This window comes from Pseudomonas sp. AC070, assembly GCF_979258635.1.
In genome coordinates, this window is record NZ_OZ409871.1 from 5230738 (window position 1) to 5246427 (window position 15690).

The following is a 15690-nucleotide window of genomic DNA, read 5'->3' on the forward strand; positions in this document are numbered from 1 at the left end:
GTAACCCATGAAATTGTCCCGCACATTCCTGCACACCTGCACCGGTCTGGCCCTGCTGCTTGCCGCTACTGCCGGCCACGCTGCAGAGCTCAAAGAGAAGGTCGCCAATCGCCTGACCAACGAGCTGGTGCTGCAAATCAACGTGCAGCTCGGCCCGCGCGAAGAAATGGGTAAAGGCCCGGACGGCACCCGCGTGAACTACCCCATTGCCGGCGGTACTTTTGTGGGCAAAGACATCGACGGCAAACCCATGAAAGGCACCGTGGTGCCCGGCGGCGCCGACATGTCGGTGATGCGCGAAGACGGCGTCACCCGCATCAACGCCCTATACCGGCTGAAAACCGATGACGGCGAAATCATCATCATCGACAACGCCGGCATCTGGCGCCTGAACGAATCTGGCCTGGCCAAACAAGCCAAAGGCCTGGAATTCAAAGACATGAAAGAAACCGACTTCTACTGCCGCACCGTGCCCTCGTTTAAAACCCAACCGGGCAAGCACGCCTGGCTCAACGACTACATTTTCGTTGGCTCCATTGATGGTGTCAGCGAGCATGAGGTCTTGATCAGCGTTTACCGTATGGCCGGGGCTTAATCGCAACGGAAAGAACGCGGTTTCGACCGCGTTCTTTCCCGCTGGAATCGGCATGCAATGGCGAGGATGAGCCGACGGTTTCGGCAACGCCATTGCTTTTCGTCGCATAAAAAAGGGAAAGCGTGCCTGAGGGTACAGAGGCTTTTCCTGCATAGCTTCCTGCAGCAGACACCTAGGCTGGTCCGACTTTTAATCTAGGTCGCGGCCATGAACAAACACTGCTTTCGTCTTATTTTCAGCAAGCCTCTGGGCTTTCTTATCCCCGTCGCCGAAATCTCCACCGCCCAGCGCAAGCCCGGGCAGCAGCGAGCCACCCCGGCCGTTTCAATTCCTTCGATCGCGCCCGTTTATTCGCTTAAACGTCTAGTGCTGTCTTTGCTCTTGGCAGGCTCGCCAAGTTGGGCCGGCGCCGAGATTCTGCTGGATCGCAGCACTGGCGCCACGGTATCCAGCGCCGCGAATGGCGTGCCGGTGATTGAGATCGCGAACCCTAATAGCAACGGTCTTTCCCACAACCGTTTTGGCCAGTTCGACGTGGCCAAACCTGGCGTTATCTTCAACAACAGCATGGTCAACGGCACGAGCCAGATTGGCGGGGCGGTGCTGTTAAATCCGAACTTGAAACGCACAGCGAAAGCGATTCTCACGGAAATCACCGGCAACCAGCCCAGTTCAATCAGCGGCACGTTGGAAGTATTCGGCGATGCGGCGGACTTGCTGATCGCCAACCCCAACGGCCTGACCCTGAACGGCGTGACCACGCTGAACACGTCGCGCCTGACCGTGAGCACCGGGCTTGTGTCCGATGCTGATGGCAGCTTGAAGTTGTTGGTCGATAAACACAGTGGTCAGGTCTTGATCGGCGCCGACGGCGTCAACACTTCGGGCCTGAGTTACTTCGATATCGTCGCCCGTTCGGTGGCCTTAAACGGCGTGATCGGCTCCGAAGCGTTGCAGACGGATCTGAACATCGTGGCCGGCCAAGGCGCCTACACCACAGGCGCCCGCACCTTTACTGCAACCGCTGGTGCGCAAGGTTCTGGCGTCGCTATTGCCGGCTCAGCAGCAGGCGCCATGCACGGCCGGTATATCAACCTGATCAGCAGCGACAGCGGCGCCGGGGTTCGGCACGACGGGCTGATTTTGGCGGCGCGGGATATTCAGATAAGCGCCGATGGCGATGTCGGACTTAAAGACATTGGCGCCGGCGGCAGCATCGCTGTCGGCTCATCGAAGCGGTTTACCAACAGCGGCACGCTGAGCGCCGAGGTTGATTTACGCATTGCGGCTAGCGACCTGATTAACAACAAAGACGCCTCGTTAAGCGCCGTCGATCGGGTACGGATAGACGTCGCCAATAGCCTGAAGAACAGCGGCACGATTCGCGGCAAGAACCTTGGCGTCGCGACTCGGACATTGGAGAACAGCGGGACGTTTGTGGCTGACGAAAAGGCTGAGTTCAAGGCCAGCGGCGATCTTCACAACCTCAACGGCGGTGGCATTTACGCGCAGAAAACCGTGGCGCTGGATGTCGGCGGCAAGCTGCTAAATGCCGGATCAATAGTGGCCGGCAATCAGCTTGTTCTGGACGTCGGCAGCTACCAAAACACCGGCACCATCACCTCGTTAGACACTGCCAGCCTGAGCTTCAAAAACGCTGGCAATGCGGTCATCGACGCCGCGTTCCGCGCCCCGCAAGCAGCCAATCTTTTCACGCTGTCCGCCCACCACGTCACCATCACGCACGAGTTCAGCACTCCCGGTTCGGTACATATTCTGGCCACCGGCGATGTGCGCAACCAAGGCGCGATCATCATCGGCAAAACCTTGGCCATCAGCGCCAAAGGCCTGATCGAAAACGCTCCGGGCAAGCTTATGTGGGCGGGCGAAAACCTCAGCCTGCAGGCCGGCACGCAGTTGCTTAACGGTGTCAAAAGCCAACTCCTGGCCATGGGCGACATGAGCCTGAGTGCGGGCGAAAAAGTACAAAACAACGTCGGCCGTATCGAAGCGCAGGGCAATGTATGGATCGACACGCCGCTGCTGGAAAACCTGAGTAAAAGCACCGGCGGCGTGGTGACCGCGAGCGTGGCCGAAGAAGATGTGTGGCTCTCCAAAGCAGACGGCTTGATCGAGCGCGACTACTGGAACATCAAAATCGATCTGCCGGTTTACGCCTCCGATTTGAGCATCGAGCAGGCGGTGATCAAGGCGGGCGGCAGTTTGCTGCTCAATCAGGATACGGCCAACGGCAGCGGCGCGACCGTGCGTAACGTCGGCGGGCTGATGGCCGCCACGGACGATGTGCTGATTGACGGCAATCTGAAAAACGAGGGCATGTTTACCTCCAAAACCCTGGTCGAGATTTTGAAGGCGGCGCCAACGCAGTATTACTTCAGTAATTCCCTGATCGGCACCCCTACGGGCCAACGGGTTTATCAGGACGGTTTGTATGGCTTGCTCAATGACTTTTTGAGCGCCAAAGGTGGCAGCGGCAATTGGGTGGAGACGCTTAAGTTAGTCAACAAACCTGGCATCGATCAGGTGCTCAGCGCGGTGTTAGGTGCCGATTGGAAAGCCCTCAGCCATGACCAGCTGCGTGGGCGATGGGCGACGTTCAAGACCAGTGCTTCTGACAAATCGCAACACTACTACGCCGACACCCAGGCAGAAATTTCTGCCGGCAAAGTGTTCCTGCAAGAAGGCGGCACCTTTAAGAGCGGCGACGGGGGCACGTGGGTTGGGCAGCGGCCGATCACCGTTCAGGTGGGCAGCGAAACCGTGGAAAGTCTGGACGGCGAACTGGACGCCCAGTACAACCGCGAGCGGGCCGAGAACGCACTGCGCGATCAGCTGAAAAATCCGTTGTTCCGCCCCCGCGATCCGGCTGCCGACGGCGATGCGTTTGCGCGGATCAAACCGCTGTACGAAACCCGCGTGAGCTACATCGACCAAAGCCAGTACATGGGCTCGGACTATTTCCTGACCAAGATTGGCTACGACGCCGACAAAAGCGTGACCGTGCTGGGCGATGCTTATTTTGATCACCAACTGATCCTGCACAGCGTCGAGGAGCGGGTCGGTAATTTCTTCGCACAAACCCAGCGGTTGGGCGGAGCGCAGCTGGTTACTCAGTTGCTGGATAACGGTGCAGCGCTTGCGGGCACAGCAGGTTTTAGCCTTGGCCAGCCCTTAACGGTCGAGCAAATTGCTGGCCTGAAAACCGATGTGGTTTGGTACGAAAACCAATTGGTGGACGGCCAGATGGTGTTGGCGCCGAAGCTGTACTTAAGCCAGGAAACGATCGCGGCGCGGAATCAAGACGCCAACAGTTCGGCCTTGGTAGGCGGCGATACGGTTCTGATTGATGCGGATTCGGTGGCCAACATCAACGGCACCATTCGTGGCAATACCGACGCTTTTGTGTACTCGAAAACCGACGTCAACAACGTCTCGGTCGGCGGCGCGCAGGCCGGCATTTTTGCCGGGCAGGGCGGCGAGGGTAAACCGGCTGGGCAGCTTGTAGTCACCGCTGAAAACAAGGTGCTGAACCAGGGCGGCGTGTTGAGCGGATTCCAGCAAACCGTGGTCGGTGGCAATGGCGTAACCAGTTCAGCCACCACCGGTTATGACGAAAACGGCTACATGGTCGTGCGCGATAACGGGGTGATGGGTGTAGCGCTGACCGAGGACAAGTCGGAGAAGAAGGCGGCTGAGCCAGAGCCTCTGGCGGAGGTGCCTGAGGTAGCCGAAGTTGCTGATGCTGACGCGACAAAACCAGAGAAAAAAGCCGTTGTTGTAGAGCGTCCTGACGTACGCGCCATCTTCGAAGAGCGCCTGGCCGCAGGCCCGGTTGACATCGAACAAGGTTCGTCCCTCAGCGTGATTTCTGGTGGCGATATCGACCTGGTCGGCGCCATCACGCAATCGGACAACGTGCTGCTGCAAACCAGCGGCAACCTCAACATGAACGACTTGCACGAAGCCCGTTCCGCGTTTGATGCCGTGGGCGCCAGCGGCTTTTTATCGCAGGTCGACATCACCGAAATGGCCGCGTCCGCCAACTCGGTGGGCAATACCTTAAACGCCAAAAACCTCACCGTTCAGGCCCAAGGTGACTGGAATATTGTCGGTGGCGAAATCAATGCCGACACCAGCAACGTGCAGGTCGGTGGCGACATGAAAGTGGCCGCCGGTAAAGACCTGGCCTTCCACGAAAAAACCGTGAAAACCACGCAGCTGGTGATCAGCGCGGGGGTCGGTGCCGGCGGCTATGAAGCCAACGGCATGTGGGGCTCGGCAGCGGCAATCGACACACATCTGGCCTCACCGTTTGATGGACTTGGCGAAGATACCCAGGTCAAACCTGGCTTGCGCGGCCAAGCCAGCGCTGGCCGCTCCGCTGCCTCGCAGGCGCTGGCTAGCGAGGGAACCGGCGCTCGCACCGGCGCCAACGCAGGCCGGGGTGCCACCAGTGGGGCCAACCTTAAAGTCGGCATCGAAACGGTGACCACGACCGACACCAGCGAATCGACCACTTTCCGCAATGTTCAACTCAACCTGGGCAGCGGCAGCGTCGATGTCGGCGGCACCTTTGATATGGGTGGTGCGGACATCAATGCCGGTTATCAACTGAGCCCAGAAGAGCGGGCGAAAATGACACCGGAGCAGCGTGTCGCGGCGACGAAAAACATGCCCACGCTAGACGTGATGGCCGGCGACATTAAAACCACCAAGTACGAAAACACCGAGAAAATCACCCACACCCGCGAGGAGTTGTTCCTTGGCGTGACCGCCGAAGGCCACTCCTCGTTAGCGGACGTCGCCACGCAAGCCGCTCAGCTTGCTCATAAAAACCTCGGCACCGATGCCGTCGTCGATCCAAACGCACCGCCTGCCTCGTCGAAAACCCTGGCCACGCAAGACGGCCGCATGGAAGTTGACCCGGCGCTAACCGCGATGATGGCTGCCGGTTTGGCTACCCAAGTGGCGTTTGGCGAAGCCGTAGGGGGTTCGGTTACAGCCGGCATGCAGCACACCATCGAAACCCGCGAAAGCGAACACCGCGCGGAAAACATTAATCAGATTGGCGGCAACATCAGCCTGACCACCACCAAAGGCGACATCGCGCTCAACGGCGTGAACCTGCAAGGCGGCAAAGTCGCCATCAAATCAGCAGGCAACCTGACCCAAACGGCGGCGAAAAGCAGTAGCACCAGCAGCGAGTCGGTGACCACCCACACCTCAGGTCTCACGGCCAGTATCGGTGCGGCGCCCACGGGGGTTGGCATGGGTGTGTCTGCTGGCGCCAGCGGCAGCTATGACGAAACCACCACCAAAACCACCAGCTACACCAACGGCATGATCAGCGGCACCGACATCCGCATCGAAACCGCCGGCGACCACAACCTGATCGGCTCGAACATCAAGGGCAACACTGTCAGCGCCAAAATCGGTGGCAACCAGACCATCACCAGCGTGCAAGACACATCGGAGATGGAACACACGCGCGGCAACTGGAGCGCCAGCGTCGGCGTGGCGATAACCACGGACGGCATCATCCAGGGCACCGCCAGCGCCAGTGCCTCGGGCGGCAAGGATTTCGACAACAGCAAATTGACCGCCGAGCAAGCGGGCATCAGCGCCGACAACCTGGACCTCAAGGTGGCCGGCAACCTCAACCTGACCGGCGCACACATCACCTCAAAACCCGGGCAGGGCAGCGTCGATGTGAGCGGCAAAATCACCGCACAAACCCTGCAAGACAGCCGTGAGAAAGATGGCGGTTACGCAGGCGGTGGCGGCGGTATCAGCAAGAACGGTTTGCCGAGCGTGACGCTGGAATTTGGTCGAGTGGATCAGGTGCATTACACGGCCGAAAACGCGGCGACCATCGACATCGGTGATCCAAGCAAGGTCAGCGCTGCCGGTGGCATCAGTGGTCCGTTGAACACCGATGCCAGCAAACAGCTCACCGTCTCGCAAAACAAACGCGTGGCCGGCACCGACGTAAAAGTGGAAATTTCCATCGGCGATGCGCAGGAAATCAAAGCCGGGGTGAAAAAGCTCTTCACACCGAAGGCTGGCCGAAACGTGCACGTTGCCGATGCGCCAAAAACGCAGCCGCGCAAAGCCGACAGCGCTACCACCAAGGTCGCTCAGGCAGACGCACCGAAAGCAACGCTTCGCAGCCATGCGGACATCGATGCGCCGAAGGTCAAACAAACCTTCGACCAACGCGTTGTGGTCAACACCGACACCACCAATCCTGTCGTCACCCAGGCCGCGCAAAACCTGGCCAATAAACACCCTGACAGCGTAATCGTCACGCCCACCGCCGACGGCGGCCACAAAGTCCTGAGCGGCGCGCTGGCCGATAGCGGCAGCAAAAAAGTGGAAGTGGTGGGGCATAGCGACGGCCTGAAACTCGGCGGCATGGACGCAAAACAAATCACCGATGTGGTGCAAAAGCTAACCAACGATGGCAAGAGCACTGTCGACAAAGTGGCCTTGGTGGGCTGCGGCACGGCATGCGCCAAAAATGGCCCGAGCTTGGTGAGTGAAGTGAGTGGTTTGCTGCAGCAGCAGGGCGCGGCCACGAAAGTTAAAGGCTATGACACGCCGGCGATGGTTGATTCACAAGGCCAAAAACTCCCCACGCTTGACTCTGCGCCAGACGCGTTGGGCAAGTTGCATGTAGGAACCACCGCAACCTATACCAAACCTTCCTTGAAACCTGATACGCCAGATTTACCGCCTATTAATATTAGCAAGGCGGTTTTGCATGAGCGTAATGCGTCGACCGACAATGGGAACGCCCCTGCAAACAGCGGTATGCAAAACGTACCAGACACCCACACGGGCGGAATGCCAATTGCAAGTGAAGCAGTAAATACCTCTAAATCGGCTTTGCCGGTAGGCGAAAGTGCAGAATACCGTCCAACTCTACCGCCACCCAAAGGGCCCAAGATTGAGGTAGACAACTATTTGGTTGTTAATTTGCAGGTGGGCGACAGCATCATAGATAACCTTGAGAGGCGGGTTGCGAATCGACATCCGGAAAATACAGTAGTGGCGCACTATAATCCAAATGATGGGCTCTCCATACAGTCTGGCGATATTGAGTCGATTGCTGGAAAGAGAGTGGGCTACGTACTAGCGGGGCACGGTGATATTACGGTACCGGCTAACCCAAAAATAGGCAACTTAACTCATACGGACATAATGGACCTTCTTCAAAAAATTGAAGTAAAGGCGCCAGAGCACGAACTTAAAAAATTGAAATTGTTCGGCTGCACCACCAATTGCGAGTCCAACAGTTTGACTAAACAAGTCCAGGCCGACCTAGTCGGTGCGGGCAAAAATATTCCGGTCAAAGGTTTTGATGCGGAAATCGTTGTCGAAGAAGACGGTTCGGGCCGAAGGATGGTGAAGCAAAGAATTGAGCCGGATATTTTGCTGGATAGCTCATGGACTCGGTTAGATGACCGATCCCCTAACGGACTGGGCGACTTTTATAAGGACCGCGATGGCATTCCTTGGCTATTAACACCCGTCTCCGACGAGCATTACCGACGAGCAACTAACGAAGCATTTGTATCGAAGTTATATGCTTATACGGGTGTAGATGTACGCACCAAAGACCTGATTTGGGATAAAAGTAACGATAAAATATATTTGGGTGAAAGATACAAAAATAATTTGTCTAGGCCCTTCTTCACTGGACACGATATTGGAAAAGGTCTTGCCATGGACCTATTGATGGGCAATTGGTCTATATTGAGGCCAAAAAGCAATGACGAGCAATTACTCGCTAGAACCACGAATGAAACGTTGGAATACAGGAAAGGTGATAGCGAGGCCCGCGAGGCTTTTCCAAAAGAACTCAGCGAGGATTTTCGCCAGCTATTAATTCCAGGCAGTGGGCCGGCGGCAAATATATGGGCGGCGATGTCACCTCAGGAGAAACTTATTTCACTAAAGAAAATAGATAAAATGTCCGAAGAGTTGCTTTGCGGCGCATGTAGTATCTGGGGGCCAGGAACCTTTGACGAGCGTGAAGAGCTAGGTCAAAAACTCCTTTATCGTAAGGTACTGCTCGAGGCAGTACGTGACATGTTAGTTGGGGATGCCGATGCCGATGCCGATGTTGAATGAGCTTGTGAGCTTTCTGACTAACAGGTAGTGCATTTACTCCAGCTGCAATTCCACACCCAGTTGCTGCGAAAAACACGGCCACTTTTTCCAAGCAGCATGGGTGATGGGGTTGCTAAGGCGGCTGCGGTAAGCCTGCACCGACTCCTGTTCGAAAATGCTCGCTTCGAGCATGCCGTCCACTGCGTGGTGAACCACTTCATCCAACTCGTTGGCGAAGGGTTCGCCGATCAGTTGGTGGGCGATTACGTTGGCCAGGGTCGTGTCTAGCGGAATCAGTGGCTGGCCTAAATGGGTGATGTAACGGTCGTTCACTTCTTCAACCAGACGGTGGGCCAGGTAGGCCTCGTCGAGCATGCCGTCCAATCCTTCGTGGCCGTCCATTAGCGCTGATGGTTCGAGGAAAAACGCTTCGGCGACTTTCAGCACCGGTTTGATCTGCCCCTCTATGCCTGCATCCCGCGCCACTTGGTTGGCGGCGTCCAAAATGTCTGGCACCTGATCGATATAAGCCTTCACAAAACGCACCAGCGCCTGTTTGCCATCACCTTCGGGTAATCGAATGGTGTGGTGCAGCTCGGGTATTTTTTGTTCCAGCAGGTTGGCAAGGTTGGCGCTATCGGCTTCGTGTTGATGGGCGCGCTGGATCAGCTCGCGCAGTGCGGCGGTTTTCATGACTGCTCCCAAACAAAGGACATGGGTAAATGGACAGCCCCGTTCACGGATGAAACAGGTCGAAGACAGAGACATTAGCTGCCAGCACGGCGCCGCTAAGACCGGATTGTCATAATTACGAAACTTTTATGCTAGCCCGTTATAACGCTGGCGTTACACCTTTCTCCGAGCCAATAGAACCGGGGGCTTTAGCACAAGGCCTGGCCGGTCGCGGCGATTTTTGCCTCGACATTGCGAGGTGCAAGTCGCTGTCTATACTCCGAATCGAAAGGCTGATTCGAAACACATGACCTGATGAACCCGGACTGAGCCACGGCAAGGCGAGGGTGCGACAGCTAAGTCAGTTTTCTAGCAGACGCTCCCTTGGCCGCAGGCATAGCCGGCGGGATAACAAGAACGATAAGGGGAACCCGCAATGATGCGACATCCACGAGTTTGGATGGGCCTCCTGCTGTGGTCGGTATTCAGCCAGGCGAACGCTGCCTGGACCATGAATATGACGCAGGGTGCAACGGCAACCAGTAATGCCGTGTTCGATCTGCACATGACAATCTTCCTGATCTGCGCCGTCATCGGCGTGCTGGTATTCGGCGCGATGTTTTGGTCGATGCTGGTCCACCGCCGCTCCACCGGCCAGGTCGCTGCCCACTTCCATGAAAGTACGACGGTCGAGATTCTCTGGACCGTGGTGCCGTTCGTGATTCTGGTGGCGATGGCGGTTCCGGCCACCCGAACCCTGATCAAAATCTACGACAGCAGCGAGTCGGAGCTGGATATCCAGGTCACCGGCTACCAGTGGAAGTGGAACTACAAATACCTCGGGCAAGAGGTGGAGTTCTTCAGCAACCTGGCCACGCCCAACGAGCAGATCCATAACCAGGCGCCCAAAGACGAGCACTACCTGCTGGAAGTCGATCAGCCCTTGGTGATTCCTGCCAACACCAAAGTTCGCTTCCTCATCACCGCCGCCGACGTTATCCACTCCTGGTGGGTGCCGGCCCTCGCGGTGAAGCGCGATGCCATTCCGGGCTTCGTCAACGAAGCGTGGACCAAGGTCGACAAGCCTGGCATTTACCGTGGCCAATGCGCCGAGCTGTGCGGCAAAGACCACGGCTTTATGCCCATCGTGGTCGAGGTCAAATCCAAAGAAGATTTCGCCAAGTGGCTCGATGAGCGCAAGCAGGAAGCCCTGGCGCTCAAAGAGCTGACCAGCAAGGAATGGACGCGCGAAGAATTGGTTGAGCGCGGCGACAAGGTCTATCACACCACCTGCGCCTCCTGTCACCAGCCTGAGGGCCAGGGCCTGCCGCCCATGTTCCCGGCACTCAAGGGCTCCAAGGTGGCCACCGGGCCAAAAGAAGACCACCTGCACACGGTGTTCTTCGGCCGCCCAGGCACGGCCATGGCCGCGTTCGGCAAGCAATTGTCGGAAGTGGATATCGCCGCGGTCATCACCTACGAACGTAACGCGTGGGGCAACAACGTCGGTGACATGGTCACCCCCAAAGACGTGCTGGCCCTGAAACAGGCGAAGGAATAGGAGACCCACCATGAGTGCAGTGATTGAGCCTGGCCATGCTGGGCACGCAGACCACGACCACGGTCACCACGGCCCCGCCAAGGGCCTGATGCGCTGGGTGCTGACCACCAACCACAAAGACATCGGCACCATGTACCTGTGGTTCAGCTTTGCCATGTTTCTGATCGGTGGCTCGTTCGCCATGGTGATTCGCGCCGAGTTGTTCCAGCCGGGGCTGCAAATTGTCGAGCCGGCGTTCTTCAACCAAATGACCACCATGCACGGCCTGGTGATGGTATTTGGCGCGGTGATGCCGGCGTTTGTCGGCTTGGCCAACTGGATGATTCCGCTGATGGTTGGGGCGCCAGACATGGCCCTGCCGCGCATGAACAACTTCAGCTTCTGGCTGCTGCCGGCCGCCTTTGGCTTGCTGATCAGCACGCTGTTCACCGCCGGTGGTGGCCCGAACTTTGGCTGGACGTTCTACGCGCCGCTGTCCACCACCTACGCGCCGGAAAGCGTGACGTTCTTTATCTTCGCCATTCACCTGATGGGCATCAGCTCGATCATGGGCGCGATCAACGTGATCGCCACCATCCTCAACCTGCGCGCCCCCGGCATGACGCTGATGAAGATGCCGCTGTTCGTCTGGACCTGGCTGATTACCGCGTTTCTGCTGATCGCAGTAATGCCTGTACTGGCCGGCTGCGTGACCATGATGCTGATGGACATTCACTTCGGCACCAGCTTCTTCAGCGCCGCTGGTGGCGGTGACCCGGTGCTGTTCCAGCACGTGTTCTGGTTCTTCGGTCACCCCGAGGTGTACATCATGATTCTGCCGGCCTTCGGTGCCGTCAGCTCGATCATCCCGGCGTTCTCGCGCAAGCCGCTGTTTGGCTACACCTCGATGGTGTACGCCACGGCCTCGATTGCCTTCCTGTCGTTTATCGTCTGGGCGCACCACATGTTTGTGGTCGGCATTCCGCTGGTGGGTGAACTGTTCTTTATGTACGCCACGCTGCTGATCGCCGTGCCCACGGGGGTGAAGGTGTTCAACTGGGTGACCACCATGTGGCAGGGCTCGCTCACCTTCGAGACGCCCATGCTGTTTGCCGTCGCCTTCGTGATTCTGTTCACCATCGGCGGCTTCTCCGGCCTGATGCTGGCCATCGCCCCGGCCGACTTCCAGTACCACGACACCTACTTCGTGGTGGCGCACTTCCACTACGTTCTGGTGCCCGGCGCAATCTTCGGCATCTTCGCCTCGGCTTACTACTGGCTGCCGAAATGGACCGGCCACATGTACGACGAAACCCTGGGCAAGCTGCATTTCTGGTTGTCTTTCGTGGGCATGAACATGGCGTTCTTCCCGATGCACTTTGTAGGGCTGGCCGGGATGCCGCGACGGATTCCGGACTACAACCTGCAGTTCGCCGACTTCAACATGGTCTCGTCCATCGGTGCGTTCAGCTTCGGTGCCACGCAGTTCCTGTTCCTGTTCATCGTCATCAAGTGCATCCGCGGCGGCAAACCCGCGCCGGCCAAACCGTGGGACGGTGCCGATGGGCTGGAGTGGACCATTCCGTCGCCCGCGCCGTACCACACCTTCACCACGCCACCGCAAGTGAAGTGAGCCTGCAATGAGCGACGGCTTGCCGACTAAAACCCTGGTCACCCGCCTGCTGATATTGGTGGTGGTGATGTTCGCCTTCGGCTTTGCCCTGGTGCCGATCTACGACGTGATGTGCAAAGCGTTCGGCATCAACGGCAAAACCTCCGGGCAGTACGCCGGCGCGCAGCAACAGGTGGATGAAAACCGGCAGGTGAAAGTGCAGTTCATGGCCACCAACGCGGCCGACATGGTGTGGGAGTTCCGCCCGGTGTCGAGCGATTTGGTAGTGCATCCGGGGGCGGTCAACGAGATGACATTTATCGCCCAGAACCCCACGGACAAACCCATGGCGGCGCAGGCCATTCCCAGTATTTCGCCGTCCGAGGCAGCGGCCTATTTCCACAAAACCGCCTGCTTCTGCTTTAACCAGCAAGTGCTGCAACCCGGTGAACGCGTAGAAATGAAGGTGCGCTTCATCGTCGACCGTGATCTGCCCAAGGATGTCTTCCACCTGACCCTCGGTTACACGCTGTTCGACATCACTGCTCGCCATGCGCCGATAGCGGCCAAGTAAGCGGTGTAAAACAAGGAGAACAATAAAATGGCGACGCACGACGAGGCCCTGCCAAAGAGCCCCAACTCCACCTACGAGCACTACTACGTTCCGGCGCAGAGCAAGTGGCCGATCATTGCCACCATCGGCATGCTCACCACCATGTACGGCCTGGGCACCTGGTTCAACGACCTCAAGGCCGCCCGACCGGAATCCCACGGCCCGCTGATTTTCAGCATCGGTGGTTTGCTGGTGGCGTACATGCTGTTCGGCTGGTTTAGCGCGGTGATCAAAGAAAGCCGCTCGGGGCTCTACAGCGCGCAAATGGACCGCTCGTTCCGCTGGGGCATGAGCTGGTTCATCTTCTCGGAAGTGATGTTTTTCATCGCCTTTTTTGGCGCGTTGTTCTACGTGCGTTACTGGTCCGGCCCGTGGCTGGGCGGTGAAGGCGCGAAGGGCATCGCCAACATGCTGTGGCCGAATTTCGAATACACCTGGCCGATGCTCAACACGCCGGATCCCAAGCTGTACCCGGCCCCCAAAGCGGTTATCGACCCGTGGCATTTGCCGCTGATCAACACCATTTTGCTGATCAGCTCCAGCGTCACCGTCACCCTCGCCCACCACGCGTTACGGCACGGCAAACGCGCCGCGCTGAAGGGGTGGCTGGGGCTGACGATTTTGCTCGGCGTGTGCTTTCTGGCGCTGCAAGTTACCGAATACGTTGAGGCCTATCACGAGCTGGGGCTGACGCTGGGCTCGGGTATTTATGGCGCTACGTTCTTCATGCTCACCGGCTTTCACGGTGCCCACGTCACCATCGGCACGCTGATGCTGACCATCATGCTGCTGCGCATCATGAAAGGGCATCTGGACGAGAAACAGCACTTCGGTTTCGAAGCGGCCAGCTGGTATTGGCACTTCGTCGACGTGGTGTGGGTGGGGCTGTTTATTTTCGTGTACGTGCTCTGAGGCGGGCGTTACCAGCGCGCGTGGCTCACCAGTTGGCCGCTGTAAAAGCCCCAGGTGATCAAGGCCACGGTCAACGCCGCCAACACCACGCGAACGGTGAGCGCGTTGACCACACGAGACGATTGCCCCTGGTCTTTGACCAGAAAGAACAGACCGCTGAACAGGCTGACGATGGTGGCCAGCAACATGAGCACGATTGCCGCTTTGAGCATGGTGTGAGTCTCGCCAATGGGGAAGGGGAATGCCGTGGAGTATAGCCAGTCACCTGCCGCTGTCCGGGCACGCCGGTTGAGGCGGTTTCGCCCTGGCTGGCTGCCGACGCTGGTGGTGGCCGCGCTACTGCCGGTGCTGGTGTGGCTGGGCTTTTGGCAACTGGCTCGCGCCGAAGAAAAGCGTCACTTGCTCGCCAGCTACGAGGCACGTCGCACTGCCGCCGCCATTGGCATTCTTGAACTGGAAACCACCCCCGATGCGGCCTATCGCCGGGTGCGTTTGAGCGGTCATTTCGACGAGCAACACAGCGTGCTGCTCGACAACCGCACCCGCGCGGGCAAGGTCGGCGTCGAGCTGCTGCAACCGTTTTACGACCAGGCCAGCGATTTGTGGGTGCTGGTCAATCGTGGCTGGCTGCCCTGGCCGGACCGGCGCAACGCCGCACAATTCGCCACGCCTGCAGCCGTACAAAACCTTGATGCCTGGGTGTACGTGCCGCCCGGTGAAACCTTCCAACTGCAAGCCGACGCGCCGAGTAACCAATGGCCGCTGCTGGTCAATGCCGTGCACCCGCAAGCGCTGTGGACGCAGCTGGGCCGCGCCGGGCTGGCCTACGAAGTGCGCCTGGAACCGAGCGCTGCCGCCTACCAAGCCGACTGGCCCGTGGTCGCCATGGGCCCCGAGCGGCACCAGGCGTACGCCGTGCAATGGTTCGCCCTGGCGGCGGCGCTGTTGGGTTTATTTGTCTACTTCGGCTTTCACGCCGCCGCCAAACACGAGCCTGTTCTGGGAGAACAACAACCATGAATCCAGCCATGCCAATGCCCCATGCACCTGTGCGCCGTCGCGGTCGCCTGCAACTGATTTTGCTACTGGCCCTGACCGTGGGGCCGATGGTGCTCGCCACGGCCATGTACCAGTTTCGCTTCTGGGTGCCTGAAGGGCGCAACTACAGCGGCGAACTGATTGGTAACGGCCAGAACCGCACCGACCTCGGTGTGCTCGGCAGCGATGTCACCACCTGGCAAATTCTGGTGACGGCGCCAGCCAGCTGCGAAGACGACTGCCGGCAACTGGTGTACCTGGCGCGGCAAATTCAGATCGGCCTCGGCCGTGAAGCGTCGCGCGCCACCCATGGCCTGGCCACGGCACAACCTGTCAGCGAGGCCTATAACGCCGAGCTGGCGCGCGACTACCCGCGTCTGGATCGCTACGGCCTCGACACTCAGGCCTACAGCAAAGCCAGCCCGGCCACCGGCAACGCGCCGCAGCTTTGGCTGGTCGATCCCCACGGCAATCTGGTGCTGCGTTACGACGCCAAAACCAAAGGCAAGGCGATTCTCAACGACCTACGCCTGCTGCTGAAACTGTCGAATATTGGTTGAGCTAAGGACCTT

The 15690-nt window shown here is 58.5% G+C and carries 10 protein-coding genes; 8 read left to right on the plus strand and 2 right to left on the minus strand.

Annotation, left to right across the window (positions count from 1 at the left end; translation table 11 throughout):
- Positions 1–7: 7 nt before the first annotated feature.
- Together ACZZ0Q_RS23540 and ACZZ0Q_RS23545 are read left to right on the plus strand one after the other, a co-directional pair.
- Positions 8–595: a DUF3237 domain-containing protein gene (locus ACZZ0Q_RS23540; protein WP_463540560.1), complete on the plus strand. Its 588-nt coding sequence runs from the start codon at positions 8–10 to the stop codon at positions 593–595.
- Between the two features lie 207 nt (positions 596–802).
- Entirely contained in the window at positions 803–8752 is a 7950-nt protein-coding gene (locus ACZZ0Q_RS23545; protein WP_463560974.1) for a two-partner secretion domain-containing protein, read from the plus strand.
- A gap of 33 nt (positions 8753–8785) precedes the next feature.
- Here the strand turns inward: ACZZ0Q_RS23545 and ACZZ0Q_RS23550 are convergent, their stop codons facing one another.
- Complete coding sequence (locus ACZZ0Q_RS23550) at positions 8786–9424, minus strand: hypothetical protein (protein ID WP_463560976.1); 639 nt, start codon at positions 9422–9424, stop codon at positions 8786–8788.
- Positions 9425–9839: 415 nt separating this feature from the next.
- On the opposite strand from ACZZ0Q_RS23550, the gene coxB reads away from it, so the two are divergent.
- The 4 genes from coxB to ACZZ0Q_RS23570 are packed head-to-tail and all read left to right on the plus strand — an operon-like array spanning position 9840 to position 14080.
- Positions 9840–10964, plus strand: a complete 1125-nt coding sequence (gene coxB / locus ACZZ0Q_RS23555; protein WP_463560977.1) for a cytochrome c oxidase subunit II — start codon at positions 9840–9842, stop codon at positions 10962–10964.
- Between the two features lie 10 nt (positions 10965–10974).
- Positions 10975–12576 (plus strand): cytochrome c oxidase subunit I, encoded by a 1602-nt coding sequence (ctaD, locus tag ACZZ0Q_RS23560; RefSeq protein WP_463540558.1) that lies wholly within the window; start codon positions 10975–10977, stop codon positions 12574–12576.
- A gap of 7 nt (positions 12577–12583) precedes the next feature.
- Positions 12584–13129: a cytochrome c oxidase assembly protein gene (locus ACZZ0Q_RS23565; RefSeq protein WP_463540557.1), complete on the plus strand. Its 546-nt coding sequence runs from the start codon at positions 12584–12586 to the stop codon at positions 13127–13129.
- 27 nt (positions 13130–13156) lie between these two features.
- On the plus strand, positions 13157–14080 hold the full coding sequence (locus ACZZ0Q_RS23570) for a cytochrome c oxidase subunit 3 (RefSeq protein WP_463540556.1): 924 nt from the start codon (positions 13157–13159) through the stop codon (positions 14078–14080).
- An 8-nt stretch (positions 14081–14088) separates the two neighbouring features.
- Here ACZZ0Q_RS23570 and ACZZ0Q_RS23575 read toward each other — a convergent pair whose 3' ends face one another.
- Positions 14089–14292, minus strand: a complete 204-nt coding sequence (locus ACZZ0Q_RS23575; RefSeq protein WP_463540555.1) for a twin transmembrane helix small protein — start codon at positions 14290–14292, stop codon at positions 14089–14091.
- Positions 14293–14368: 76 nt separating this feature from the next.
- Between ACZZ0Q_RS23575 and ACZZ0Q_RS23580 the strand changes: the two genes are divergently transcribed.
- The gene (locus ACZZ0Q_RS23580; RefSeq protein ID WP_463540554.1) at positions 14369–15100 is read left to right on the plus strand and encodes an SURF1 family protein; all 732 of its coding nucleotides are present in this window, start codon (positions 14369–14371) and stop codon (positions 15098–15100) included.
- On the plus strand, positions 15097–15678 hold the full coding sequence (locus ACZZ0Q_RS23585) for a hypothetical protein (protein WP_463540553.1): 582 nt from the start codon (positions 15097–15099) through the stop codon (positions 15676–15678). The genes ACZZ0Q_RS23580 and ACZZ0Q_RS23585 overlap by 4 nt, the downstream gene beginning before the upstream one ends.
- Positions 15679–15690: the final 12 nt, after the last annotated feature.

What these genes read in the sequence shown, in the direction of transcription:
- ACZZ0Q_RS23540 (WP_463540560.1), top strand. Translation starts at nt 8, where the DNA reads ATGAAATTGTCCCGCACATTCCTGCACACCTGCACCGGTCTGGCCCTG.
- ACZZ0Q_RS23545 (WP_463560974.1), top strand. Translation starts at nt 803, where the DNA reads ATGAACAAACACTGCTTTCGTCTTATTTTCAGCAAGCCTCTGGGCTTT.
- ACZZ0Q_RS23550 (WP_463560976.1), bottom strand. Translation starts at nt 9,424, where the DNA reads ATGAAAACCGCCGCACTGCGCGAGCTGATCCAGCGCGCCCATCAACAC.
- coxB (WP_463560977.1), top strand. Translation starts at nt 9,840, where the DNA reads ATGATGCGACATCCACGAGTTTGGATGGGCCTCCTGCTGTGGTCGGTA.
- ctaD (WP_463540558.1), top strand. Translation starts at nt 10,975, where the DNA reads ATGAGTGCAGTGATTGAGCCTGGCCATGCTGGGCACGCAGACCACGAC.
- ACZZ0Q_RS23565 (WP_463540557.1), top strand. Translation starts at nt 12,584, where the DNA reads ATGAGCGACGGCTTGCCGACTAAAACCCTGGTCACCCGCCTGCTGATA.
- ACZZ0Q_RS23570 (WP_463540556.1), top strand. Translation starts at nt 13,157, where the DNA reads ATGGCGACGCACGACGAGGCCCTGCCAAAGAGCCCCAACTCCACCTAC.
- ACZZ0Q_RS23575 (WP_463540555.1), bottom strand. Translation starts at nt 14,292, where the DNA reads ATGCTCAAAGCGGCAATCGTGCTCATGTTGCTGGCCACCATCGTCAGC.
- ACZZ0Q_RS23585 (WP_463540553.1), top strand. Translation starts at nt 15,097, where the DNA reads ATGAATCCAGCCATGCCAATGCCCCATGCACCTGTGCGCCGTCGCGGT.